General features: G+C 50.8%; 16 protein-coding genes and 1 tRNA gene. 2 read left to right on the forward strand and 15 right to left on the reverse strand.

What is annotated here, in order from left to right; genetic code table 11:
• Window positions 1–65: 65 nt before the first annotated feature.
• Window positions 66–3,743: a DUF4922 domain-containing protein gene (locus tag T360_RS15945; RefSeq protein ID WP_081772690.1), complete on the forward strand. Its 3,678-nt coding sequence runs from the start codon at window positions 66–68 to the stop codon at window positions 3,741–3,743.
• A gap of 33 nt (window positions 3,744–3,776) precedes the next feature.
• Window positions 3,777–5,054 (forward strand): MFS transporter, encoded by a 1,278-nt coding sequence (locus T360_RS0104500; protein ID WP_028911720.1) that lies wholly within the window; start codon window positions 3,777–3,779, stop codon window positions 5,052–5,054.
• Between the two features lie 128 nt (window positions 5,055–5,182).
• Here T360_RS0104500 and T360_RS0104505 read toward each other — a convergent pair whose 3' ends face one another.
• The 15 genes from T360_RS0104505 to T360_RS14660 all read right to left on the reverse strand — a co-directional run bounded on the left by T360_RS0104505 (window position 5,183) and on the right by T360_RS14660 (window position 26,122).
• Complete coding sequence (locus T360_RS0104505) at window positions 5,183–6,103, reverse strand: serine O-acetyltransferase (protein WP_028911721.1); 921 nt, start codon at window positions 6,101–6,103, stop codon at window positions 5,183–5,185.
• 424 nt (window positions 6,104–6,527) lie between these two features.
• Window positions 6,528–7,358, reverse strand: coding sequence for a type II pantothenate kinase (gene coaW / locus T360_RS0104510; RefSeq protein WP_028911722.1), 831 nt, complete (start codon window positions 7,356–7,358; stop codon window positions 6,528–6,530).
• Window positions 7,359–7,465: 107 nt separating this feature from the next.
• Window positions 7,466–7,538, reverse strand: a tRNA-Phe gene (locus T360_RS0104515).
• A 110-nt stretch (window positions 7,539–7,648) separates the two neighbouring features.
• Window positions 7,649–8,749, reverse strand: coding sequence for a thiamine-phosphate kinase (gene thiL, locus T360_RS0104520; RefSeq protein ID WP_028911723.1), 1,101 nt, complete (start codon window positions 8,747–8,749; stop codon window positions 7,649–7,651).
• Window positions 8,740–9,612 (reverse strand): purine-nucleoside phosphorylase, encoded by an 873-nt coding sequence (locus T360_RS14655; RefSeq protein WP_051523365.1) that lies wholly within the window; start codon window positions 9,610–9,612, stop codon window positions 8,740–8,742. The genes thiL and T360_RS14655 overlap by 10 nt, the downstream gene beginning before the upstream one ends.
• Window positions 9,497–10,681, reverse strand: a complete 1,185-nt coding sequence (lpxK, locus tag T360_RS15950) for a tetraacyldisaccharide 4'-kinase (RefSeq protein ID WP_028911724.1) — start codon at window positions 10,679–10,681, stop codon at window positions 9,497–9,499. The genes T360_RS14655 and lpxK overlap by 116 nt, the downstream gene beginning before the upstream one ends.
• A gap of 24 nt (window positions 10,682–10,705) precedes the next feature.
• Entirely contained in the window at window positions 10,706–12,502 is a 1,797-nt protein-coding gene (gene sppA / locus T360_RS0104535; protein ID WP_028911725.1) for a signal peptide peptidase SppA, read from the reverse strand.
• A 312-nt stretch (window positions 12,503–12,814) separates the two neighbouring features.
• Complete coding sequence (gene groL / locus T360_RS0104540; protein WP_028911726.1) at window positions 12,815–14,446, reverse strand: chaperonin GroEL; 1,632 nt, start codon at window positions 14,444–14,446, stop codon at window positions 12,815–12,817.
• Window positions 14,447–14,483: 37 nt separating this feature from the next.
• On the reverse strand, window positions 14,484–14,756 hold the full coding sequence (locus tag T360_RS0104545) for a co-chaperone GroES (protein ID WP_028911727.1): 273 nt from the start codon (window positions 14,754–14,756) through the stop codon (window positions 14,484–14,486).
• A 168-nt stretch (window positions 14,757–14,924) separates the two neighbouring features.
• Window positions 14,925–16,319, reverse strand: a complete 1,395-nt coding sequence (gene glmM, locus T360_RS0104555) for a phosphoglucosamine mutase (RefSeq protein WP_028911728.1) — start codon at window positions 16,317–16,319, stop codon at window positions 14,925–14,927.
• Window positions 16,320–16,333: 14 nt separating this feature from the next.
• Entirely contained in the window at window positions 16,334–16,981 is a 648-nt protein-coding gene (locus tag T360_RS0104560; protein ID WP_028911729.1) for a DUF4827 domain-containing protein, read from the reverse strand.
• A gap of 63 nt (window positions 16,982–17,044) precedes the next feature.
• The gene (locus T360_RS0104565; RefSeq protein ID WP_028911730.1) at window positions 17,045–18,076 is read right to left on the reverse strand and encodes a bifunctional oligoribonuclease/PAP phosphatase NrnA; all 1,032 of its coding nucleotides are present in this window, start codon (window positions 18,074–18,076) and stop codon (window positions 17,045–17,047) included.
• Window positions 18,077–19,018 (reverse strand): nucleotidyltransferase, encoded by a 942-nt coding sequence (locus tag T360_RS0104570; RefSeq protein ID WP_028911731.1) that lies wholly within the window; start codon window positions 19,016–19,018, stop codon window positions 18,077–18,079.
• A 95-nt stretch (window positions 19,019–19,113) separates the two neighbouring features.
• The gene (locus tag T360_RS0104575) at window positions 19,114–21,453 is read right to left on the reverse strand and encodes a BamA/TamA family outer membrane protein (RefSeq protein ID WP_028911732.1); all 2,340 of its coding nucleotides are present in this window, start codon (window positions 21,451–21,453) and stop codon (window positions 19,114–19,116) included.
• Entirely contained in the window at window positions 21,440–26,122 is a 4,683-nt protein-coding gene (locus T360_RS14660; protein ID WP_051523367.1) for a translocation/assembly module TamB domain-containing protein, read from the reverse strand. Before T360_RS14660 ends, T360_RS0104575 begins: the two co-directional genes overlap by 14 nt.
• Between the last annotated feature and the right edge of the window lie 2 nt (window positions 26,123–26,124).

A 26,124-nucleotide genomic window follows, 5' to 3' on the forward strand; every position in this document is an offset into this window, starting at 1 on the left:
AATTATTTGGTTTTCTCGGAAAATATTACGAATTTTGCGCTTGATTAAATCACTAATTACACATAATGAGAGAAAAAATTGACTGCTTTCTGCCTTGCAGCGACCTTGAAACAGCACACGATGTAGTAGCGCAAATCAAGGGGAGCAAGACTATTCAACATATTTGTTTGCTGGTGAACCAGCCTCTTGAAACCAACGACGAGACGCTGAGTGATTGTGAACAGATTGTGGTTTCCGATTTAACAAGTAGTAAAACGCTGACGGCTATTGCCCAGCATGCCAAAGCCGATTATGCCCTGTTGCAGATCCGTCCACGACAGATACAGATGCCCAAGGGCACACTCGACCGCATGCTGCGCATCGCTTCCGACTCAGATGCCGGCATGATCTATGCCGACCACTACGACCTGATCGACGGAAAACTGCAGCCCCACCCCGTGATCGACCACCAGATAGGTAGCATCCGCGACGACTTTGATCTGGGTTCGCTCATCCTGGTAAAGACGCATCTGCTTCACCGCTTTGCGCAGCAGGCCTGCGAGCCTTCATATCAATATGCAGCCGTTTACGCCCTGCGCTTATATTTGAGCCGCCAAGGCAACATCTTCCATATCAACGAGAAGCTTTATACTGAGCAGGAAACGGACACGCGCGCCTCGGGCGAGAAGCAGTTCGACTATGTCAACCCGCGCAACCGCGATGTACAGATAGAGATGGAGCACGCCGCCACAGCCCACCTGGCTGCCATCGGTGCCAAAATCGACCCCACCTTCTATCGCCTTCCTGACTTCAACGAACAGGAGTTCGACGTCGAGGCATCGGTCATCATACCTGTATATAATCGCGAAAAAACCATCTGCGATGCTGTGAACAGCGCACTCAGTCAGAAAACGAAATTCAAATATAACGTCATCGTGGTGGACAACCACTCAACCGACAAGACTACAGAGCTGCTGAACGGTTTCCACGACGAGCGACTGATACATATCATACCCGAGCGCTACGACCTGGGCATAGGCGGATGCTGGAATGTGGCTATCCACGACGACCGCTGCGGCCGATTTGCCGTACAACTGGACAGCGACGACCTCTATTCGTCGCCCAAGACGCTGCAACAGATTGTAGATACCTTCTACAAGCAGAATGCAGCCATGGTGATTGGCTCATACCGCATGTGCGACTTTGATCTGAACACCCTGCCACCAGGACTCATCGACCATGCAGAATGGACCGACGAGAACGGACCTAACAATGCCCTGCGCATCAATGGTCTGGGCGCACCACGCGCCTTCTTCACGCCCCTGCTGCGCCAGGTGGGATTCCCCAACACCTCTTACGGCGAGGACTATGCCCTAGGACTCATCTTTTCGCGTCACTACCGCATAGGCCGTATCTTCAGCGAGCTCTATCTGTGCCGCCGCTGGGGTGGCAACAGCGATGCTGCCCTGTCTATCGAGAAGGTGAATGCCAACAACCTGTATAAAGACCAGTTGCGCTCGCTTGAGATCATGGCGCGCCAGCAACTGCTGCAAGGCAAGCAGACCCTCATCAATGATTCGCCACTGATGCGCTTCTTCAACCGCCAGCTGGAGAAATGGGACGATGCCCGCCGCCGCTATCAGGACCTGCGCAACGTGAAGACGCGCGAACTGTCGGTTGGCACTTCCACCATGCAGGTGCAGTGGAACCCAGCCCGCATCGTATCTACTGGTGCTAAAATCGACAAGCAGACACTGGCCGAGCGCCCCTGTTTTCTCTGCGAGCAGAATCGTCCGAAGGAACAAGTCAAGAAGTCGATCGACGGGCAGTACGACCTGCTGGTCAACCCCTATCCTATCCTGCCCATCCACTTCACCATCCCCTCGGTCAAGCATGAGCCGCAACTTATTCGCGATGCTTACAGCGAGATACATAAGCTGCTCGCAGAATATCCGCAGATGATGGTGTTCTATAACGGTCCGAAGTGTGGCGCCTCGGCTCCTGACCATGCCCACTTCCAGGGAGGCACATCAGGCATATTGCCCCTACAGAGATCATGGGGCCGTCTGTCGCGCAACCTGAAGCCTATCGTCAGTCTGAACAGTGAAGAGAGCATCTCGCTCATCGAGGAATATCCCTGCCCCGCCCTGCTCATCCATAGCAAGTCGGAGTATGGCGACGAACAGCTGTTCCGCCGCCTGTATGAGGCCCTGCCCATCAAGGAGGGCGAGCCCGAGCCCATGCTCAACATCGTGAGCTGGCGACACGATACCGACTATTATTCAGTAGTGTTCCCGCGCGAAAAGCATCGCCCCGACTGCTATTACAAGGATGACTGCCAGCAGTTTATCATCTCGCCAGGCGCTCTGGACATGGCAGGCTTCATCATCACCCCACGCAAAGAGGATTTCGAGCGCATCACACCAGAGATAGCGTTAGGCATCCTGAACGAGGTGTCAATGAGCCCCGCCGACCTGCAGCAGGTCATCGACAAACTGCAAGTAAAAGAGCAAAGTTCAATGCTCAATGCTCAAAGTTCAATGAAAAAAGAGCCCAACGTCACCGTAGGTATCGTGAGCGGCAAGAAGATCTCATTCAGTCTCAACAAGCCCTATGTGGCCAAAGGCGAGGTGATCACAGGTCAGCAGGTGGTAGAGTTCAGCGAGGGTGGCATCCTGTGGCGCGGCACCCAGTATCGTAATCTCACCTTCACGCCGCATGCCGAGGGCGCCTCGTTCTCACTCAACGATGTTACTATCGGCGTGAACTTCCACTGGGAGCGCAAGGAGACGCAGACCTTCGAGGGCACGCTGCGCATTGTGGTAGAGGCCGACAAGATAGTGGCCATCAACGAGCTGCCTGTAGAGAAATACCTCACCAGCGTTATCTCGAGCGAGATGAGCTCAACCTCTAGCTTAGAGTTTCTGAAGGCTCATGCCGTCATCTCGCGTTCATGGCTGCTGGCACAGATAGAGAAGCGCAAACAGCACGAGAGCGGTGGCGACAACTTCTTCTCGTTCACCAAGAGCGACCATGAGTTTATCCGCTGGTACGACCGCGAAGACCACACCATCTTTGATGTGTGTGCCGACGACCACTGCCAGCGCTATCAGGGCATCACCCGCGCCAACAACACCCATGTGGAAGAGGCCATCAGCGAAACACGCGGCCAGGTGCTGATGTACGACGATGAGATTTGCGACGCCCGCTTCTCGAAATGCTGTGGCGGACAGACTGAGGAGTTCCAGTACTGTTGGGAAGACATGCCGAAGCCCTATCTCGTGTCGTTCCACGACCCATACTGCAACACCAGCGACAAGCATATCCTGTCGCAGGTGCTCAACGACTTCGACCAGGAGACCCCCGACTTCTATCATTGGGAGGTTACCTATACCCAGAGCGAGCTGTCGGAGCTGGTGAACCGCAAGCTGAAGGACGACTTCGGCACCATCACCGACCTGATTCCCGTGGAGCGCGGCAAGAGCGGACGCATCTGGAAACTGAAGATAGTAGGCACCAAGAAGACGTTCACCATCGGCAAGGAACTTGAGATTCGCCGCGCCCTGAGCGAGAGCCATCTCTACTCTTCGGCATTCGAAGTGGAGAAGACAGCTGACGGTTTCACCCTGAAGGGAAAAGGCTGGGGCCATGGCGTAGGTCTGTGCCAGATAGGCGCTGCCGTGATGGGCGAACAAGGCCATACTTACGATGATATACTGCTATTCTATTATCGTGGCGCCAACATCAAGCAACTTTATGATTAATTAAATTATCAATTGTCAATTATCAATTTAAATATGAATAACCGCCGTTCCCCGTGGGCTTGGGTGCCCACACTCTATTTTGCCGAGGGCGTGCCCTATGTAGCCGTGATGACCATCTCAGTCATTATCTACAAGCGCCTTGGCTTGTCGAATACCGACATCACCCTCTACACCTCATGGCTCTATCTGCCTTGGGTCATCAAGCCCCTGTGGAGCCCGTTTGTTGATATGCTGCGCACCAAGCGCTGGTGGATTCTCACCATGCAGATACTCATCGCTGCAGCGTTGGCAGGTGTGGCGTTCACCATTCCCGGTCCGCTGTGGCTGCAAGGGTCGCTGGCATTCTTCTGGCTGCTGGCATTCTCCAGCGCCACACACGACATCGCTGCCGACGGATTCTACATGCTCGGACTCGACCAGCACGAGCAGGCCTACTTTGTGGGCATCCGCTCCACCTTCTATCGCATAGCCACCATCTTCTCATCCGGACTGCTGGTGGGCTTGGCGGGCGTCCTGCAGGTGCTCACGCGCAGCATCGCCTATGCCTGGAGCCTGGTGTTCTATCTCATAGCCGGACTGTTCATCGCCCTGTGGCTCTACCATAGCTGGGCCCTGCCCCGCCCTAGCGAAGACACCCATCGCATACAGAAAACGGCCAAGGATATCGTTGGCGAGTTCTGGAACACGCTGGTCACCTTCTTCCACAAACCCCAAGTGTGGGTGGGCATCTGCTTCATGCTGTTCTATCGCATGCCAGAGGGCCTACTGGCCAAGGTGTCGGCACTGTTCCTTGTGGATAGCGTGAAGAACGGCGGACTGGGTCTGAGCGATGTTGAGTTTGGTATGGTTCAGGGCACCGTGGGTGTCATCGGCCTCACGCTAGGCGGCATTCTAGGCGGTATCGCTGCCAGTCGCGACGGACTGAAGCGCTGGCTCTGGCCCATGGTGATGGCTATCACCATCCCCGATCTGGTTTATGTCTATCTCTCATGCAGTTTACCTTCCAGCCTGTTGATCATCAACATCTGCATTTTCCTTGAGCAGTTTGGTTATGGCTTCGGATTCTCAGCCTATATGCTCTACCTTATATATTATAGCCAGGGCGAGCACAAGACGGCGCACTATGCGCTGTGCACTGCTTTCATGGCCCTGTCGATGATGATTCCAGGCCTCTTCGCCGGTGCCCTGCAAGAGGCAGTAGGCTATCGTGTGTTCTTCATCATAGTAGTAGTGTGCTGCGCGATGACCTACATCGTCTCCCACCTACTCAAGATTGACCCCGAATTCGGAAAGAAGAAAGCAGACGAGTGATTGTTTTTGGGGCACGGATTAACGCGGCTTTAACAAATTAAAAACACGGCTTTAGCATTACAACTAAGGCCGTGTTCCTTTTTATAAAAAGAGCCGTGTTAATCCGTGCCTAAAAAAGAGAAAAAAAATTAAATCCCCGCTCCGTCTTGGAACGCCACGTCCACCGCTTTGCTCTGCTGGATGCGCGAATGCGGCGGCACACTGTGCGTCACCCAGATGTTACCACCAATCACCGAGTCGTGCCCGATGGTGATACGTCCCAGTATCGAAGCATTCGAATATACCGTCACGTGGTCCTCCAGTATGGGGTGTCGCGGTATGTTCAGCATGTTGCCATTCTCATCATACTTAAAACTCTTGGCACCCAGCGTCACACCCTGATACAGCGTCACATGGTTGCCGATGATAGCCGTCTCACCAATCACCACACCCGTACCGTGGTCGATGGCAAAATACTCGCCGATGCTGGCACCCGGGTGGATGTCGATACCCGTCTTAGAGTGCGCCTGCTCCGTGATGATACGTGGTATCACAGGCACCTGCAACTGGTGCAGCTTATGCGCTATGCGGTAGTGCGTCATCGTGTTCATCGATGGGTAGCAGAATATCACCTCACCAAAGTTTGGTGCCGCAGGGTCGTTATCAAACATCGCCTGTATGTCCGTATAGAGCAGTCGCTTTATCTCGGGCAGCGCATCTATGAAAGCCAGTGCTTTTTCCTCAGCTACAGCATACACCTGCGCCTTGGTGCTGTTGGCCTCGCAGTCCTCGCAAAACTGCAGTCCGTGCGCTATCTGTTTCGTCAGCAGTGTGGTCAGCTCCTCCATCCACACACCTATATGGTAGGCGCGTATAGCCTCGTCGGGCTGTCGTTTTTCAAAATAATCAGGAAAGATAATGCTCTTCACCAGCGTCACGATGCGCTTCACGCACTCTACCGATGGCAGCGGGGCTATTGTAGCAGGCATCATGCCCAATTCCCTATCTGATTGTTTTGAGAGCAGCGCCACATTCCTGCGCAGTGTCTCGTTAATTTTCGTCTTGTCCATACTATAAAACATTAAAGTTTGGGGGCAAAGGTACGAAAGTTTTGTCATATTTCAGAATTTCATTTGTTAATGAATTGTTAAAAGTCTTACGAGGGGTTGTCATGATTGTCATTGTCATGATTGTCATTAAGGGTTTGAAGTTGAGATGGGTAGATAGTAATATAAAATTAATATATTATATATAATATATTAATTCTATTACTAAATTGCGTGGTGAAACTGCTTAATGACAATTGACAATCGTGACAATCATGACAATCTCTACATTTTTGCCATGACTTTCCGTACGAATTCAGTTGACTTTCTCATTATTGACAAGTTGACTGCCCCGGGCGCAAGTACTGATTGATGATTAGTTATGGATACTCAGCAAGATGTTCCAGCGACGTGTGCGCAAAATGAAATAGGTTAGCGAACGGCTAACCTATTTCTTTTTATTGGTGGTATAATCGAGGGCGGCACCAATGGCGGTGCAGTACTGCGAATACTTGGGGATGTGAAAACGGATGTTATAGAGCGTTTCCAGGGCCGGGAACACCTCCTTACACTGGGGAAGCAGCGAGAGGTTGCCTATGAGCACGAAATCGCGTATATCGCTGCCTAACGAGGCGAGCCACGCGGCTGAGCCTATAGACTGCAGCACCATGTGAATGAGTCCGGCTGCAATATCCTCCTTTGAGGCGTCGCTCTGGGCATTGGCAAAGTTGCTGGCAGTGGTGTCCATGGTGAGTCCTGGCACTGGAACGGCACTGATATCGCCAATGGTAAGGTCGATATTGCGGATATTGCCGTGCTTGGCCATCGTGGCCACCTGCTTGATATCGCTGGTGTTGAGCATGATGCGGGCCAAGCCTGCCAGCGTGCCGCCACCAACTCCGATACCGCCGATATGACGCATCTCATCGCCATCGCACTTGACAAAGGAGGTACCTGTGCCCATCGACACCACAATGGTGTGGTCGAGCTTTGACTCGAAACGAGCTCCCAAACCATCGGCCACAAACTCCTGACTTTTGGCTGTGGGCAGACCATAGATGGGCTGATCGATATAGGCTGAGCCTACGCCCGTAAGCATCACCTGCTCTACATCCTGCAGATCGATGTCGTTGTCGTGCAAATACTTGCCAAAGGCACCAAACAATGAAGTGATAGGGTCGGCAGCGGTGATACTAATAGGGGCCGACACCTTGCCATTCTTGATTCCAACAATCTTTGTTGTCGAAATACCTACATCGATACCAATTACTATTGCCATGCTACATTAAATATTGAATATTAAACATTAAACATTGAACATTATAATGTATAAATACGAAAAAACCCGGCTGCATTACTGCAAGACCGGGCTAATGAAAGGAGGAGTGGTACCTCCAGGAATCGAACCGGGGACACACGGATTTTCAGTCCGATGCTCTACCAACTGAGCTAAGGCACCAACATTTCAATTTCGTTTTGCAAACATCCTTTCGTTGTTTTGCGGGTGCAAAGGTACGACTATTTTCCGAACCCGCCAAACTTTTAAACACCTTTTAACATATTATTTTTCTATGCCAAAGGGTTCCATCCCTGGGCTTTGAGCGTAAACTCCTGATTATCACGAGTTACGAGCACCTGACCGAATTTTGCATCAGTGATATGACCTATGAGCTTTACGCCCTCGATCTGCTCAATCTTCTCGTGATCGCCGATGGGAACGGTGAAAAGCAATTCGTAATCTTCGCCGCCATTCAGGGCGCAAGTGGTGACATTCATGTTCATCTCTTCGGCCATCACTGCGGTCTGGTAGTCGATAGGAATATTCTTCTCATAGATGCGGCAGCCTACCCCACTCTGCTTGCAGATATGCATGAGCTCGCTAGAGAGACCGTCGCTGACGTCCATCATGGCTGTGGGACGGATGCCTGCCTCGCGCAACTTCTGAATGATGTCGCCACGGGCCTCGGTTTGCAACTGACGCTGCAGGAGATACTCCTTGCCACTGAAGTCGGGCTGAGCGATGGTAGAGAGTTGAGCGTTGAGTGTTGAGATCTGAGCGTTGTCGCCTGCGGCCTTGGCCTGGGCTATCTTCTGCTGGATATCGTTGACCTGCTGGTAATAGACGCTCTTTTCGCGCTCAAGGAGCTGCAATCCCATATAGGCTGCACCCAAGTCGCCACTGACGCACACCAGGTCGGTATCCTTGGCACCACTGCGGTAAACAATATCTTCCTTGCGGGCCTCGCCAATACAGGTGATGCTGATGGCCAAGCCGGTGTAAGACGAGGTGGTGTCGCCACCAATCACATCTACACCCCACTTCTCGCATGCCAGGCGCAATCCGCTGTAGAAGGTCTCGATATCCTCGACGGTGAAGCGCTTGCTGATGGCCAGCGAAACGGTCATCTGGCGGGGCGTGCCGTTCATGGCAAACACATCGCTGATATTCACCATGGCCGACTTATAGCCGAGGTGCTTGAGGTCTATATAAGTAAGGTCGAAATGTACGCCCTCCATCAGCATATCGGTGGTGACAAGCACTTCCTTGTCAGGATAGCTCAGCACGGCGCAATCGTCGCCAACACCTTTCTTGGTGCTGGCATTCTTCATCTCTATATCTTTTGTAAGACGGTCGATAAGACCAAATTCTCCTAATTTTGCTATTTCCATCCTTCTGTGGGGTGATCGGTATTAAACTTGTCTTCATTATGTGCCTTGATGCGCTCGGCACGGATAATCATCTCGCGCATGATGGCGGTCATCTTGGGCTGTGCTGAGTTGGCTGCCTCCTGAACTTCCTCATGGCTCACCTCTACTGGGACATCGAAACCTCCCAGATCGGTGATGACTGAGATGCCGAATGTCTTGATGCCGCAATGGTGGGCTACGATCACCTCAGGCACTGTTGACATGCCTACTGCATCTCCACCAAATACGCGATACATACGATACTCAGCTGGGGTCTCGAAGGTGGGGCCCTGCACACCTACATACACACCATGCTGAACGGGGATATCAAAATCCTTGGCTATGCTGTCGGCCTCAGCGATGAGATTGTGGTCGTAGGTCTCGTGCATATCTGGGAAGCGTGGACCTGTGGGGAAGTTCTTGCCGCGCAACGGATGCTCAGGGAAGAAGTTGATATGATCGGTGATAATCATCAGGTCGCCAATCTTGAAATCGGGGTTCATACCGCCTGCTGCATTCGACACGAAAAGGGTTTTGATGCCCAGCTCGTACATCACGCGAACAGGAAAGGTGACGTCCTTCATGGAATAGCCCTCGTAGAAGTGGAAACGGCCCTGCATGGCCATGATATCTACGCCACCCAACTTACCAAAGATAAGCTTACCCTTGTGGCCCTCAACGGTTGACACAGGGAAATTAGGTATCTCTTGATAGGGGAACTCGAGTATATCAGTGATTTCGGAAGCTAATTGTCCGAGGCCTGTCCCCAGCACTATTGCCGTCTGCGGACTGGTGGTCATTCTTTCCTTTAACCAGGATGCTGTTTCTTGAATTTTTGTGTACATATCCTCTTATTTTTTGATTAAATTCTTCTTGTTGGTCTTGCATGATGGCAATACGCAGCGGAAGCGCATAGAGATGGTGCTTCACCTCGTCGCTCAGCCCCTCGACAACCATCAGGCGGGTAGCATCTTTCTCGGTGGTGAGTATCAGCTTGGGCTCAGGCATTTGTGCAAAGGTGTCGTTGATGGTCTCTACATCCTTACGCTTGAAATTGTGATGATCGCCAAAGGTGAGCGGCGTAATCTGCGAGTTGTACTCCTGCAGATCGTGCATGAGTTGCTGGGGCGAGGCAATACCCGTGAGAACCAGGATGTTCTTGCCCGCAAGGGCATCAAGGCTCTGGATATTCTCCATATTCTCCAAATCCTTGAATACGGCCTCGGGCTTATTATACTCTAAGGTAGAGAAGAACAGCTGCTGATAGGGGAAGAGCTTCATGGCCTTGGTGACAACACGAAACTCCATAGGCTTGAGATCCCTTGGGCACTTGGTGATAATCACAATGTCGGCCCGGTCTTTGGCTCTGACTGGCTCGCGCAAACGGCCTGCGGGCAACAGGCGATCATAGATGACCAGGCGATGATAGTCGACCAGCAGGATATTGATGCCAGGCTTGACGTAACGGTGCTGGAAGGCATCGTCGAGCAGTATCACATCTACGTCCAAACCATTATCGGCAGCTATCAGATTGCTAATGCCACGGGTACGCTTCCTATCCACAGCCACAGCCACATCAGGAAACTTCTGCTTCATCTGATAAGGCTCATCGCCAATCATGGGCATCGGGGTGTCTTTATCGGAGAGTACAAACCCACTGCTCTTGCGCTTATAGCCGCGACTGAGCACTGCCACATTAAACTGATCTTTCAGCAGGCGAATCAAATACTCTACATGGGGCGTCTTGCCCGTACCACCTACGGTGATATTGCCCACAGATATGACAGGGACAGAGAAGGAGCGGCTCTTCAAGATACCCATCTCGAAGAGCATGTTCCTAATGCCAACACCCAAGCCGTAGAACCAGCTCAGGGCCAACAGTTTCTTATTGATTGTGATGAAATCGCCTTCCAAAACCTATCGCATTTTGATGGATTACTACTTCACTCTGATGTCGTCGAGCATGCGAGCCTGGATGCGGCTGTTATTCTTGATATCGGCACGAATCTGCATGAGGGGCTGATAGGCATCGCCTAGCAAGTCGCGAATCTGAGCATCGAGGTATGAACCCTTGCTGTCATTCGACATCAGCTTCTCAAGCCAGCCTGGCTCAGTGGGATAAGTGGCTGTATGATACTCCTTGACCTTAGCCAACTCGGCTGCCTTCTTCACGGCATCGTCTAAGCTACCCAGCTTGTCAACCAGTTTGATTCCGATAGCATCGCTGGCCAGCCATACACGGCCCTGAGCAATCTCGTTGACCTGCTCGGGCTTGATGCCGCGACCCTGAGCTACGACGTTCAGGAAGTCCTGATAGCCGCGATTGATGTAGTTCTGCAGATGGTGCATGATATCCTCAGGATTCTTGCCGAGCACGAGGTCGTACTCATAACCAGAATAGGTGTTGGTCTTCACGCCATCCATGGTGACACCCAGCTTATCGGTAACCAGACCGCTGTAGTTTGGAATCAGACCGAAGATGCCGATACTACCTGTGATGGTAGTGGGCTCGGCAAAGATATAGTTGGCAGATGAGCTGATCCAGTAGCCACCAGAGGCAGCAGCACCACCCATCGACACTACTACAGGCTTCTTGGCCTTGACAAGATTGATGGCATGGCGAATCTGCTCGGAAGCCACAGCGCTACCACCACCAGAGTTGACACGGAACACAACGGCCTTCACATCATCATCGTCGGCCAGCTTGCGCAGATCGTCGGCCACGGTCTTACCAACGATAGCATGACCACCGCCGTTGAGCAAGTTCTCGGCTGGGTTATCCACAATGCTGCCATAGGCATAATACACGGCAATCTTTTCGCCAGTCTCTTTTTTCTCCGACTTGACGTTGATCATATCTGAGAGGGTGAGCTGGGGCACCTCGTCGTTCTTGCCCAGCTTCAGGCGGCTCTTGATCTCGGCCTTAATCTCCTCAGGGAAGAGCACCTTATCGATCAGTTTGGCCTTCAACAGGTCGTCGGTAGCGGCGAATGCCAGCAGACTGTCGTTCACCAGCTGATTCAGGTCGTCGGCTTTTATCTTGCGGCTCTCGGCCATCTCCTTGAGCCAGTACTTCCAGATGCCGCCCAGGTAAACCTGGCGCTGCTCGCGGTCATATTCGCTCATACCTGTCTGCGTGTCGCTCTCCACATAACTCTTATATTTACCAACCTTGGCCGCCATATACTTGATGCCAAGCTTGTCGTACAGTCCCTTGTAATACAATCCGTTGCCACCCAAACCACGCAGGTCGAGCGCACCCTGACCATTCAGGTAAACCTTATCAGCAACGGTAGCCACGTAATATGAAGCCTGAGAATACTGGCTGGCATAGGCCACAATCCACTTACCACTGGTCTTGAAGTCCTTCAGGGCATCGCGCAACTGCTGGGCAGTGGCTGGACTGTCGAAACCGGCTGTACCACCCTCGATATAGATACCCTTGATATCGGCATTCTCCTTGGCCTTACGGATGCTGGAAACAAGCGCGTCGAGGCCCATAGAGCCCGTATCACCCAAACCAAGCATGTCGTCGAACGGTGTTCCCTCTTCTGAACGCTCATCGATAGAACCATCGAGCTTAAGCACGAAAACTGAGTTTTCTTTCACCTTGGTTGGAGCCGAATCGCTGGCTACCATTCCTACCAAAGAAATAACGAAGAACAGTCCGGAAATCAGACTGAGGATAACAATACCACAGATAGTGGCCAATGTCATTTTCAGAAATTGCTTCATAAACAGTATTTATTGGTTACGTAACTGACTGCAAAGATAGCAACTTTTTTTCTTACCGCCAACAAATAAACGAAAAATAACAAAAAAAACCGGCTGTCATCACGACACCCGGTCTCTTAAAAACAAACTACTTAAAAACTAATCTACTAAAACAAATCAAAAAAATTATTATTTGCGTTTGCAAAATTAGCGTGTTTTTATGTAACCCCAAAAAGTTTTGGGCCCTAAAACGCTATTTTTTGGATAAAATAACAAAAAAAGGGGACGGACTGCAGAATCCATCCCCTAATTTGTTATGCTAAGTTTACAAAATTACATCATGCCACCCATGCCTGGTGCGCCGCCCATTGGCATAGCGGGCTCCTTCTCGGGCTTGTCGCAGATGATGCACTCGGTGGTGAGGAACATGCCTGCGATAGAGGCTGCATTCTCCAGAGCTACACGAGCCACCTTGGCTGGGTCGATAACACCTGCCTCGCGCAGATCCTCGTACTTGTCGAGACGGGCATTGTAACCGAAGTCGCCCTTACCCTCGCGAACCTTCTGAACCACTACAGCGCCCTCGCCACCAGCATTGGTAACGATCTGGCGAAGTGGCTCCTCAATGGCACGGCAGATGATGTTGATACCTGTCTGCTCGTCGGCATTGTCGCCCTTCACATCCTTCAGGGCCTCCTGAGCGCGGATGTAGGTAGTACCACCACCTGCTACAACACCTTCCTCGATGGCAGCACGGGTAGCGCAGAGAGCGTCGTCAACACGATCCTTCTTCTCCTTCATCTCTACCTCTGAGTTAGCACCTACGTAGAGCACTGCGACGCCACCAGCCAACTTGGCCAGACGCTCCTGCAACTTCTCCTTATCGTATGAACTTGTGGTATTCTCGATCTCCTTCTTGATCTGAGCGATACGATCCTGGATGGCCTGCTTCTCGCCAGCACCATTCACGATAGTAGTGTTGTCCTTTGATACGGTTACCTTATCGCAAGTACCCAGCATCTCCAGTGTAGCCTGCTCAAGCTTCAAGCCCTTCTCCTCGCTGATAACTACGCCACCAGTAAGTGTAGCGATATCCTCGAGCATAGCCTTACGACGATCGCCGAAGCCAGGAGCCTTGACAGCGCAGATCTTCAAACCACCACGCAGACGGTTTACTACCAGTGTGGTAAGTGCCTCAGAGTCAACATCCTCAGCAATAATCATGATGGGGCGTCCGCTCTCGGCTGCTGGCTGCAGGATAGGCAGCAGGTCCTTGATATTAGAAATCTTCTTGTCGTAAATCAGGATGTATGGATTCTCCATCACACACTCCAGCTTCTCTGAGTCGGTGATGAAGTAGGCCGACAGGTAACCACGGTCGAACTGCATACCCTCTACCACACCGATATGAGTATCGCGGCTCTTGCTCTCCTCGATGGTGATTACACCGTCCTTGCTAACCTTGCGCATGGCCTCGGCCAGCAGTTCACCAATCTCCTTATCGTTGTTGGCAGATACAGTAGCTACCTGCTCAATCTTATCGTAGTTGTCGCCAACCAGCTCAGCGCTCTTAGCGATGTGCTCTGTTACGGCCTTCACAGCCTTGTCGATACCACGCTTCAGGTCCATTGGGTTGGCACCTGCGGTAACGTTCTTCAAGCCCTCTGATACGATGGCCTGTGCCAGAATAGTAGCTGTGGTTGTACCATCACCAGCATCGTCGCCAGTCTTAGAGGCTACGCTCTTAACAAGCTGAGCACCTGTGTTCTCGAACTTATCCTCGAGTTCAATCTCCTTAGCTACAGACACACCGTCCTTAGTGATCTGAGGTGCACCAAACTTCTTCTCAATAACCACGTTGCGGCCCTTAGGACCAAGTGTTACCTTTACTGCATTTGCCAACTGGTCAACGCCCTGCTTCATAGCATCGCGAGCGTCAATATTGAATTTAATATCTTTTGCCATAATTATTCAATTCTTCAATTTTTTTAATTCTTCAATTCTATTTCTCGATCACTGCGAGTACGTCACTCTGACGCATCATCAGATATTTGGTTCCTTCAAACTCGAGCTCGGTGCCGCTGTATTTACCATAGAGCACTTCGTCGCCCTCTTTCAGGATCATTGTTTCATCCTTGGTTCCCTGACCTACGGCTTTGATAGTTCCGTGGAGTGGCTTTTCCTTTGCGGTGTCAGGAATGATAATACCGCCGATCTTCTCTTCTGCAGGTGCTGGCAATACCAACACACGGTCTGCTAATGGTTTGATGTTCATAATACTTCTATTTTTTAATTTTAAACTTTAATTTCTTCTGCCAAACGATCTGCCAAAACCGTGCCACAACCTCAAAGTGTGACACATTGTCAGAGTTCATCCAAAAAAAGATGCGTATGTTCACACACACGCACCTTCATTATGAATGAAAAAAAACTTTAAAAAAATCTATTGCATATCATAAACCACCTGCATGAGCTGCTTGCCGAGGTCGTCGGCCTGCTCCATGGTCTGGGCTTCGCTATACACACGAATGATTGGTTCGGTGTTAGACTTGCGCAGGTGAACCCAACGGTCGGGGAAGTCGATCTTCACACCGTCGATATCATTAACCACAGCACTATTGTCCTGGGCAAACATTTCCTTCACTTTTACCAAAATGGCGTCGACATCTGTTTCAGGCGTAAGGTCGATGCGATTCTTAGCTATCTGATAGTCGGGGAAGCTGGCACGAAGCTCGCTCACCTTGCAACCCTTCTGCGCCAGACTGCTCAGGAACAGGGCAATGCCTACGAGTGCATCACGACCATAGTGGCTCTCAGGATAGATAACGCCACCATTGCCTTCGCCACCAATAACGGCGCCTACCTCCTTCATCTTGGTAGTAACGTTCACCTCGCCTACTGCAGCTGCAGTGTACTTGCCACCATGCTTCTCTGTAACATCACGCAGGGCGCGGGTTGAAGAGAGGTTGCTGACTGTGGCCAGCAAGGTGTTGGGTGACAGGTGCTGGGTGTTGGACAACACATAGTCGGCTACTGATACAAGGGTGTACTCCTCGCCAAACATGGTGCCATCCTCGCAGATGAAGGCCAGGCGATCTACATCAGGATCAACCACGATACCAAGGTCGAAACCACCTTGCTTCATCTTGTCCATGATGCCATGCAGATTCTTCTCCAATGGCTCGGGGTTATGAGCAAAGTCACCCGTGCACTCGCCATTAAGTATTTCGAAATCAACACCCAGCGCCTTAAACAACTCGGGCAGGATAATACCACCTACAGAGTTGATGGTGTCGGCACAAACACGGAACTTGCGCTTGGCAATGGCCTCGCGATCTACAAGCTTCAGAGCAAGCACAGAGTCGATATGTCGCTGGTTGAATGTATCGTCGACAGTACAGGTTCCCAGGTTGTCAACTTCGGCATAGTTGAAATCTTCAGCCTCGGCCATACGGAGCACTTCTGCACCGTCGGCAGCTGTAAGAAACTCGCCCTCGCTATTGAGCAACTTCAGGGCATTCCACTGTCGGGGGTTGTGCGACGCGGTAATAATGATACCACCATCGGCACCAGCCATGCGCACGGCCAACTCGGTGGTTGGGGTGGTGGCATAGCCAATATCTATAACATCATAACCCATGCCCATGAGTGTGCCCACAACTACGTTGCGAACCATCAGGCCAGAAATACGACCATCACGGCCAACTACAATCTTTTTGCCACCAATGAACTGAGCATAGGCTGTAGTGAATTTCACGATGTCTAATGGATTAAGCGTGTCGCCAGTGCGTCCGCCAATAGTACCGCGGATGCCAGAAATAGATTTAATCAGTGTCATATATTTAATTCTCTTTAAGATTCGCGCTGATAGGTTATCTCATAATAATAAGGTGATACATTGCTAGATGCTCGGGCATGCCCCTGAGAATGAGGCACAATAAGATGCACCTTGGCACACTCGTCGGTAAGCGACTGAGGACGACCAACCTTAATATAAGAAAGCGGAACTAACCAACCTGAAGGTACTGAAGCACTCTGGTTAACAAGAAGCATCAGACCACTCTCGAAAGAGGCGGTAAACGAACCACTGGTGCGTGATATCTGAACGATATCAGGCAGGGTGACTACCGACTTCCCTCTATAATAGATATCCGGATCATTGTTGGTTACAGATGCGGTATCCTGCAAAATATCATACTCAGAGAAGCGGCACACCAGACGTGTGGTCTCGCCATCCTGCAAAGCACTTCCACAGCCTACACGCTCAATCTGCATGTAAACACCACTCTTGTCGAGCTTCACATACTCATTGCGGCTCACATTGGTGGTATGGCCCTGCTGGTTGAACTGATCTTCGCTGATAACAACAATCGAGCGATCGGCAATAAACTTGGCAATGGCAGTACGCTCCTTTTCTTTCTTATCGCCGTAGGTCTCGTAGTCATTACAACTACTGAGCACTGCGGCTAAAGCTATCATGATAAAAAGTATCTTCTTCATCTCTATTTTAACGATTGATGGTGCAAAAATACGAATAATTTTGTAAACACCAACAATATTAGGCTACTTTAACTTGTTTTCATAAGCAGAAATTGCCTTTTTGGTAATTTCTATCGCCTCTTCGATGGTTCCTTCTATCTTTCCGCCAGATGCATTCAGATGTCCGCCACCATTAAAGAACCCCTCGGCCATCAGGTTACAGGGGAAATCATCAACTGATCGCAAACTTACCCAAACCACAGGCTTCTCTGTATCCTCGCGCAGCGAAATAGACAGTTTGAGGCCCTTGATCTGCTGGGGGATATTAACCAAACCTTCAGCATCACCCTTGGCATAGTTGAAACGCTTCAACTCCTCACGCGTCAGTGAATAGTAAGCTGCGTTATAATCGGGCATATAAACCAGTTTCTCATACATCACATAGCCCATGAGGCGGATACGGCTCTCTGAATAATTGTGATAGACGTTGCGATAGATGCGGTCCTTATCGATATGTTTGGTGAGCAGTTCGCCAATAATGAAATAAATCTCTGGTCGGCTGCTGTTATAGGTAAAGCCGCCTGTATCTGTCATCATACCACAATAGACGGGTGCAGCAAAAGCCTTGTCGAGCTGAGGGAAGGCGCCCATCTGATAGACAATGCGGAACACCAGCTCGCAGGTGCTGGAAGCATCAGGATGAGACACTACCAACTGGGCAGGCACATCGGGCTTCAAGTGGTGGTCGATAAGCACTTTCTTGGCAGGACTGCTGACGAGTGCCTGCTCCATCTCATCTACACGACTTGGGGTGTTGAAGTCGAGACAGAACACCAAATCGGCTATCTTGAAGAGCATGTCGCACTTCTCCTGATGCTTGTCGTAGCGCACAATCTTATCTGTATTGGGCAGCCACATCAGGAAGTCAGGGTACTGATCGGGCACGATGACAGTAACATCTTTGCCACGATGGCGCATATAGTCGGCCCAACCCAGCGATGAACCAATGGCATCGCCGTCGGGACTCTTATGGCACACCACAAGTACCGTATTAGCATTAGAAATCAGCTGGTCCATCAGGGCCAGCTGATCTGTATCTAAAATGTTTATATTCATTTAGAAAAGTTTGTTAGGATATACACCCTCGTCAACGAGCTGCTTGATACGATCCACAGTAGCATCGCGGTCGGCAGCATAAGTCACACCAAACCACTTGCTGGTAGTATCAAGAACCTCGACAGTAGCAGTACCATCGTTGATCAGCTTATTTACCATGAGAGGGATAAAGAACTCGGCCTTGAGGTTCTCGATGTTCTTTGGATCGCTCAGGAACTCCTTGAAGTAGGCCTCGCTATACTCGAAATAGTCGGGTGTGAAGCCCCACATGTTCATAGACACAGGCGTATTGTCGGCTACCTCAGTCCATGTGCCGTCCTCGTCCTTGAAACGGATAGGCTCGCTGGCAGCACCTGCATTAGAGCCGTCAGCAGCACAACGTACAATCTCAGTACGCTCAACTACAGTAGTAAGATGTCCCTGCTCGTTCTTAGAACAGATGCCACGAGCCACAGTACCATTCTCAGAAAGGGTATTGCCCACACGGAAACCTACCATAGCATACTTATTCTTGGCCCCCTCAGGCAGATTGGCCAGATACTTACCAATCACCATGAAAGCATCACGATTATAGAAGTCGTCGCAATTGATCACGCAGAATGGCTCCTTGATAACATCCTTACCCATGAGCACAGCGTGATTGGTGCCCCATGGCTTCTGACGGCCTTCGGGAACACTGAAGCCCTCTGGCAGCGCGTCGAGCGCCTGGAAACAGAGCTCGCACTTCACCTTACCCTCATACTTAGAGAGAATCTGTGTACGGAACTGCTCTTCGAAATCCTTACGGATAACCCATACGATCTTACCAAAACCTGCCTGAATGGCATCGTAAATACTATAATCCATGATGGTCTCACCATTGGGGCCCAGTCCGTCGAGCTGCTTCAAACCACCGTAACGGCTTCCCATTCCAGCTGCGAGCAAAAACAAAGTTGGTTTCATTTTCTTTCTTAAATTTTTTGAGTTATATCAATTTTTGCGTGCAAAGTTACAAAATATTTTGGATATAGAAACAAAAAGAGCCGAAAAAAAACACGTTAGAATGGATAACCAACTGCAAAATGAAGGGTATGGGCATTTTTAAAGCTGGGCACATTAAAATAGCCCGACTTCTCGGTTGGATAGGGATAATGAAGCGCCAAACCCCAATCTAAGCGAATAACGAGGAAGCCCATATCATAACGCAGACCTAGACCTGTGCCAACGGCCGTCTGTTTCACCAGATCCTTCAGCGTAGTGGGGAAACCACCATTCTCTACAAACTCATCATCAAAGTCCCACACGTTGCCGGCATCAAGGAACACGGCGCCATTCAGGTTGCCAAACAACTTGGTGCGATACTCCAGATTGCCCACCAGTTTCATCTCGCCAATCTGTATCAGATAACCTAACTGGCGACCTAAGCCAGAACCATCCAAAGCACCAGGACCTATCGAGCGCACACCAAAAGCACGAATGGTGTTGGCACCTCCTGCATAGAAATACTCGCTGTAAGGGGCCTCGCTACTGTTGCCATAGTTATAAATGAAACCACCACTGAGATGACCCACCAGGCGCGATGACGACGAGAGGGTCCACGTCTTGGTGAAATCGGTTTCAAGGCGCAAGAACTGTGAATAGGGGGTCTTGAAGAGGGTCTTGCCTTGCTCGTTGAAGGGGCGACCAAACACGGCATCCCACACTGACAACAGATTGCCCGACTCCTCGACTGTCAACTCCCAACGGATAGGATGACGCTTGGTGGTGGGACTGGTGTACAGATAGGTGTAGCGCATCTTTGGCACAAAGTAATCTTCCATGGTAGCAGCCAGATATGGATTGTAGGTGACCACAGAGTCGAACTTCTCTGTATGGCTGTTCATGTACTGATACTTGATGGTGAGGGGCGAAAACTCGTGGCGACTATTGGCCGACGACTGCCAGCGGTAGGTCCACTCGCCACTCACAATGTGCATCTTATAGTAGTTGGGGCGACGAACCACATCGCTCGAAACCTTGACGAAGGTGGTGGGGGTAGAGAAGAAACGGCGACGTATGGGGCGACCATTCTTATCGCGGCGCACACGGTCGTTCTTATAGAAAGGTGCGATGATGCGTGGGAACTCTATCGACACATCAGCACCATACTGATAGCTGTTCATATCGGCATCTGCCCCACTCTGCCACTCGTAGGCACCATGGAGGTTCAGATCGAGTTTCTCGCCTGCATGGAAAGCATTGCGACGCGTGATACCTATACGGGCCTCCGGACCATAACGACCACTGGTGCGACCAATGGCATTGCCCTCAATATAAAAATCGTAGGGCTTGTCGAAAGTGCAGTTCAAGCGCAGGTCGAGGGTATCGGTATTGGGGCGCGGGGTGAACTGGAAGTCGGTGCTGAAGAACACGCCTGTGGCATTAATCCTGCTGGCCGACTCCATGTACTTCTCGTAGCTGTACTCCTGGCGTGAGCGCAGACTGAGGTTGCGCAGCACCACACGAGGCATGATGGGCGACTTCTTACCATTAAAATGAATGGTGAGCGAGCGACGCTTGATAGAGTCGGAAAGCACCTCGCGCGCTGACTTGCGGAAATTGACATCCACATTGCCGATGTACCATTTGTGCAGGGCTGCATCAGGAAGACCTTCGGCCAACTGGAAGCGCAATTGCACTTTATTGTCAATAGCAAATGTATCGGCTAGATAGGAGGCATAGCCCGAGTTGTAATAATAGTAGCCGTTGTTGCGCAGCAGCGTACTGATGCGCAGGCGCTCGGCATCGAGATTATTGATGCTGAAAGGCGACTCGCTCTTGATGAGACTCTCCTGACGGGTAGAATCGATGAGCGTCTGTATGGCTGGTGGAAAGTTCACATAGTTGACCGTATCAAGCGTAAAGAGCGAATCGAGATGGATGGTATAGCCTATCTTGCTCTTCTTGGGATTCTTGCTGGGCACGAGCTCGTAGGTCACATCGCCACGAAAGAAACCATTATTACGCAGCACCGAACGGGCCACACTACTGCGCAAGGCGGGATTCACATGACTCATGAGCACAGGCGCACGACCGAACGACTTGGTCATCCATTTGGCAAAGGGCGACTCCTTGCCTGAAAACGTGTTATACACCCACAGATGCCACGACCAGGGCGCCGTGTAATAGCTGCTGCCAAAGAGCGAGCCATTGGGCTGGGTGGCCAGCGCAGCCTCAACCTCAGCCTTCGTGTTTTCGAGGTGCTCATCGTAGGCTTTGACATCGTAGTCTTTCGCATCGTCGTAGGCAATCTTAGTAAGTCCTGTAAAGAGCTGTTCGCCCTCAGGGATATTCTTTGTCATAGAGCATGATGCCAGACAAAGAGCCATTGTGAAATATAGATACTTACTTCTTCTCATGAGTTACTGCGGGTGTGATTCTGGTACTATCTGCCCCAGGTGTGTTGCGCACTGGAGATAAGGGCATCAGCGGATTGGTAAGCTTTGGCGTCTTGGTAAAGAGGTCGAGCAGTGAGTTCATCTTGCGTCGCCATACGAAACCAATACCATATTCGCCTGTGTAGCCCTCCAGCCAGTCGTAAACATTCTGGTTGTAGAACAGTTTGATGTTCTTGGTAGCATCTTGATTGAGGCGATACTCCATGGTGACATTGTCGAAGAACGACTGGTTCTGCCCCATGGCGTCATTTGCGCCCGACGACACTTTTCCGCCAAGCTCAATCTTAAGACGGTTGTTGAAGAATCGCTTGGCAAACTTAAACGAGTAGTCGGTATGCATCATGCCCGAGGCATCGGTCGTGTTGTCAATGCCCACACTCAGATCAAGCGTCTTCAGCGCTGAGCCTGCTATATTGTTGATTTCACTCTGAAGGAATGAGCTTAATGCCGAGTTCATGGAGAAGGCTCCTGTATTGCCATCGGCCAGATACATGCCTGTAGTAAGCATGCCCACAGCCAATTTGCCTCGCTCTTCCTTCGACATCGTTGCCAGCTCGCCACTGATGCTTTGGTCTTCAGGGGCCTCGATGATAAACTCCAAGCCCATATCGTTCAAGGTCTTGGTGATGATAACACCACAATCGAACTGAACAGAACGACTGGCACCAACATCTGTGGTAACATTCGACTTGACACGCTCTGTAGCTGTGATGTTCAGCTTGGGATTCATCGGGTCGCCTGTAAACTCTACATAACTACCCTCCTTGACGGCGAACGTCTTCAGTGGGATGACAGGCAGCGAATATTTCATCTGACCGCTGTTCAGGGTATAGCGACCCGTCAGGTTGATACCTTCAGAATTATACTTCAAGCGCATGTCGCCTCCACCCATCAGGTCAACATAGTTGCTCTCATCGGCATTGAGGTCGCACACGATGTGCGCACCTTGCGACACGCTCACATTCAAATCAATATTGAGTCCGGATGGTGTGGGCTTGGTGACGACGCTGGCTGTGGGATAGCTAAAGTCGGTAAACTTCACAAGCTCATCCAAGCGGGTATCTGTAGAAAGTGGCGAATCGAGCAGCATGTAGGTCAAGTCTGTAGAACCCAACACATCCAGTCGGCCACGCATGTTCAACTCGTCAAGCGGACCTTGCATACGAGCCATGAAATTAACGTAGGCCTTACCCCATGCCACACTGCGTGCCTGCTGTTTGGCATCGATAAGCAGGAAGTCGCGTGCACGCATGCGCATATCCATTAATATATGGTCGGTATCGCTGAAGTCGATACTGCCCATGAGGTTGAGCAGGTCGTTGTGACTCGAATAGAGTCCAAAATTCTCCAACAACAGCTTTGAACCCACAATACGCACAGGGTCGTTATCGAAACGCATACGAATGCCGTAAGGGATGCTGACAAGATAGGCTGAATCTACAAACACTTCGCCATTCACCTCGGGATGATCGGCAGTTCCGCGGATAGTGACACTACCTTCGCCATAGCCTTCCAATCCTATCAACTGGTCTGGCACGAAACCATTGACAAGCGACAGCGGCAGACGGGTCATATCAAACTTTGCATCTACAAAACCGTCGCTCTGGTAGATGCCGCTCAGCATGCCAAACTCCTCATCGTCAAGCATCAGTCGTGCCTCTACGGCATGGGTGTCGTTTTCCTTCATGAGATACACCAGCTCTGCACTGATGTTACCCACAGGTGAGCCCTCGAAGGTCATCTGGCGCACACCCATATCGCTGGCCACAGAGATATTCTCATGCTTATCTTGCAGGATGTGGTAGTCGCCATTCAACTTACCCGTAATACGGGGCAGATAAGGCACCACAGCCGTTATTTCACCCAGGTCGAGCTGATTGATGCTCAAAGTGATGTCTTGCAGCATTGTTGAGTCCTGATTCTCTGTATAGAGTTTAATACCTGTTTTGTCGTCGGCTATGAGGTCGACCTTGGCCTGCAGACGCTTGTTGCGAGCCAGGAACAGATAGTTATCCTTGTTGAGATTAAACTCCTTGTAACCAATGGTTGGACGATCGGGCAGCAATTTGAATCGGATACCATCTGGCTCCATATCGGCCGTTGCCCCTAAACGCACACCCAACTTATCGTGCTGGTCGTAGTAACGCAATCCAGCCAGAGCGCCATGCTGATGGATGGTGCCATCTATCAGCGCATTGAACACAAACTGGGGATTGCGCTTGTTGTTGCGCACCTGCCCCTGATAGGTGAGCCGCTCTCCCTTCTGAGTGAGATTCAGGCGGATGGTGTCGATGCGTGTGCTGTCGTAAACCAACGAGTAGAGATAACTCTGGCCGTTGACACCTGTTACGGGCGATGTGCTCACATCGAGCATGAGCTCCTTGAACTGCACATCCAGAGCCTTCATCAGACTGGCCAAGGGGTTATTGCGCTTGCTCTCAACATGCAGTTTCATTTCTGGCAGCAACCGCTTCAGCGCAGGCTGGTCGATAATGCGCTTATCTATCTGAGCCATAGCCGAGTCGGCCACAAGACTGAGTTTTTTTAACAGCCGCTCGTAATTGCCACTGGCATCGACTTTCACAATGAAATCGCCACTCTGAACGCGGGCCATCACCGTATCGACGGTGGTGTTGATGTGGAGTCCGATAAAGTCAGGGCGCAGGGTTTCCCTTCGTCCTGATATATATATTTCGTCCACCAATCCTGTCACGCGATGCGTCAGTTTCATATCAGAAGCCACATCAACCGATCCGCACAAGCCGATGGCTAGTGGGGTATCTACAAGGCGCAGGCGATAAAGATCGGCCTTGTCGAGGTCGGCACTCAGAGTAGCCATGATTTTCTTGGTGTTCAGCTGGGCATCCACGCCGATTGTGCCTTGCAGCAGCTCGTTATGCCCAATGATCTTGGCCAGCGCATGACCATTAGCCAATGTGGCTTCGGCATTGATATTCTTCAGATTCCAACTGCCATACTGCAACTGGCGCACCTTAGCTGTTGCTTTCAATCGGCTCTTCGGCGAGAGGAAATTGGTACCATAGCCATTGGCCTTCACATCTGAAGAGAAGGTATAGATAGAATCGCGCGGCATGAAGTGATGGAGGTTCAGACTGTTCACACTCATATCGGCCTCATACTTCATCAACGCTGTCAACAAGTCGCCTCGCGCATTTACAGGAATGCTGGCGCTGGCATTCAGATTCACGCTACCAGCACCTTCGCGCAGAACCATCTGAGTGGAATAGTGGGTAGCATTGGCTTTCAGTTTGCCATCGAGCGTCATACCAGCAGGAATGCGATAGTGGCGCATCAGCGATGGGTCGGCCAAAGCCAACATGAAGTTCATATTCTCAGCACGGGCATTCAGACAGATATCTGCCTTCATACTAGCTATGTCTGTCACATGATCAGCTGTACCACTGACCTTCAGATGGAAAGCAGTAGGCAAATGCATGTTGAGTCCTGTAAACGCAATGTGCTGCATATTGCCGTTTATAGAGCCCTTGATACTGATGGGATAATTGGGATAGCTACGCACAAACTGGTGAGGCAAGCCGCCAACAAATCGCATCACATCCTGCTTACCTATCTGAGCATTCAAGCGCATCTTCATAGCACCCGGATGCTGCTGGTCGAAGGTATTCAGGTCCATAGCCAGCTCGGTATCTATCTCTGTATCAGGTGTACGCAAGCGCAGCTGGGGAATGGTGAGCCGCTTATCATCCATAGCAACGCGCGCCATCAGATGACTGATCTGCAGCCCACTCTTCTCATGTGCCTTGAGATCCTTTAAGACAAATGCGGTGCTTGGCTCTACATACTCAAACGAGTCAACCTGCAGGTTTATATCAGTAAGCGCCAAGTGATTATAGTCCAATCCAGAGATGGCCGGCTCATATCGGTTATCGTAGTTCAATCGGCCTTGCTGCCATACCAGTTGGCCCACGCGGTATTGTTTCTGCCCCAAGTCGGCAAGCACATCACGAGCCACAGCCTTACCCATATAGGCATACGCATTGAGGGTGTCGCCAGGAAGATGCACCAGAAACTGACTCTTGAGCACACTCACTGAGTCGGCATTCACAATCCATTTAGCTGTAGATTCTGTGGTATCTACAGCAGCCGTATCACTCAAGGCGATATCAAGATGGGCCTCTGACAAGCGGGCACCATTCACTTCGACCGTCTCTTTATCGAGATCGATACCGCGTGAAGAGAGCCAGAGCTCCTGCAACTGACCTTTCACACGCAGGTCGCTGATAAACCCGTTGGTATTTATCTTGGCTTGAGCAAGCGACAGTTCGTCGATAACCACACGCTTTTGAAGCAGCGGCAACAGTTGCACGTCGCACACCATCTTGCGCACGTCGGCAATCGTATCAATCAAACCAGGGATAGAGTCGTTGGGATGTAAAGCACGAAAGCCCTCGATGCCTAAGTCGAGCGGAAACTCCAGATTCACATGCTCAACAGAAATCTGCATGCCTGTTTTCTCTGAGGCTACGGCAGCCACTTTCCTTACCGCCCAATTCTGCACGGGTGGCAGGTAGATAAGCACGGCCAGTATCACAAAGAGCAGAATGGGCGTCAGGACCGCTATGCCCATCCACTTCAGGGCTTTCTTCATGT

It is taken from the genome of Prevotella sp. MA2016, from assembly GCF_000619825.1.
Lineage (GTDB): Bacteria > Bacteroidota > Bacteroidia > Bacteroidales > Bacteroidaceae > Prevotella.

Excerpts from the sequence above, each read along its gene's own strand:
- T360_RS15945 (WP_081772690.1), top strand. The coding sequence starts at position 66 with ATGAGAGAAAAAATTGACTGCTTTCTGCCTTGCAGCGACCTTGAAACA.
- T360_RS0104500 (WP_028911720.1), top strand. The coding sequence starts at position 3,777 with ATGAATAACCGCCGTTCCCCGTGGGCTTGGGTGCCCACACTCTATTTT.
- T360_RS0104505 (WP_028911721.1), bottom strand. The coding sequence starts at position 6,103 with ATGGACAAGACGAAAATTAACGAGACACTGCGCAGGAATGTGGCGCTG.
- coaW (WP_028911722.1), bottom strand. The coding sequence starts at position 7,358 with ATGGCAATAGTAATTGGTATCGATGTAGGTATTTCGACAACAAAGATT.
- thiL (WP_028911723.1), bottom strand. The coding sequence starts at position 8,749 with ATGGAAATAGCAAAATTAGGAGAATTTGGTCTTATCGACCGTCTTACA.
- T360_RS14655 (WP_051523365.1), bottom strand. The coding sequence starts at position 9,612 with ATGTACACAAAAATTCAAGAAACAGCATCCTGGTTAAAGGAAAGAATG.
- sppA (WP_028911725.1), bottom strand. The coding sequence starts at position 12,502 with ATGAAGCAATTTCTGAAAATGACATTGGCCACTATCTGTGGTATTGTT.
- groL (WP_028911726.1), bottom strand. The coding sequence starts at position 14,446 with ATGGCAAAAGATATTAAATTCAATATTGACGCTCGCGATGCTATGAAG.
- T360_RS0104545 (WP_028911727.1), bottom strand. The coding sequence starts at position 14,756 with ATGAACATCAAACCATTAGCAGACCGTGTGTTGGTATTGCCAGCACCT.
- glmM (WP_028911728.1), bottom strand. The coding sequence starts at position 16,319 with ATGACACTGATTAAATCTATTTCTGGCATCCGCGGTACTATTGGCGGA.
- T360_RS0104560 (WP_028911729.1), bottom strand. The coding sequence starts at position 16,981 with ATGAAGAAGATACTTTTTATCATGATAGCTTTAGCCGCAGTGCTCAGT.
- T360_RS0104565 (WP_028911730.1), bottom strand. The coding sequence starts at position 18,076 with ATGAATATAAACATTTTAGATACAGATCAGCTGGCCCTGATGGACCAG.
- T360_RS0104570 (WP_028911731.1), bottom strand. The coding sequence starts at position 19,018 with ATGAAACCAACTTTGTTTTTGCTCGCAGCTGGAATGGGAAGCCGTTAC.
- T360_RS0104575 (WP_028911732.1), bottom strand. The coding sequence starts at position 21,453 with ATGAGAAGAAGTAAGTATCTATATTTCACAATGGCTCTTTGTCTGGCA.
- T360_RS14660 (WP_051523367.1), bottom strand. The coding sequence starts at position 26,122 with ATGAAGAAAGCCCTGAAGTGGATGGGCATAGCGGTCCTGACGCCCATT.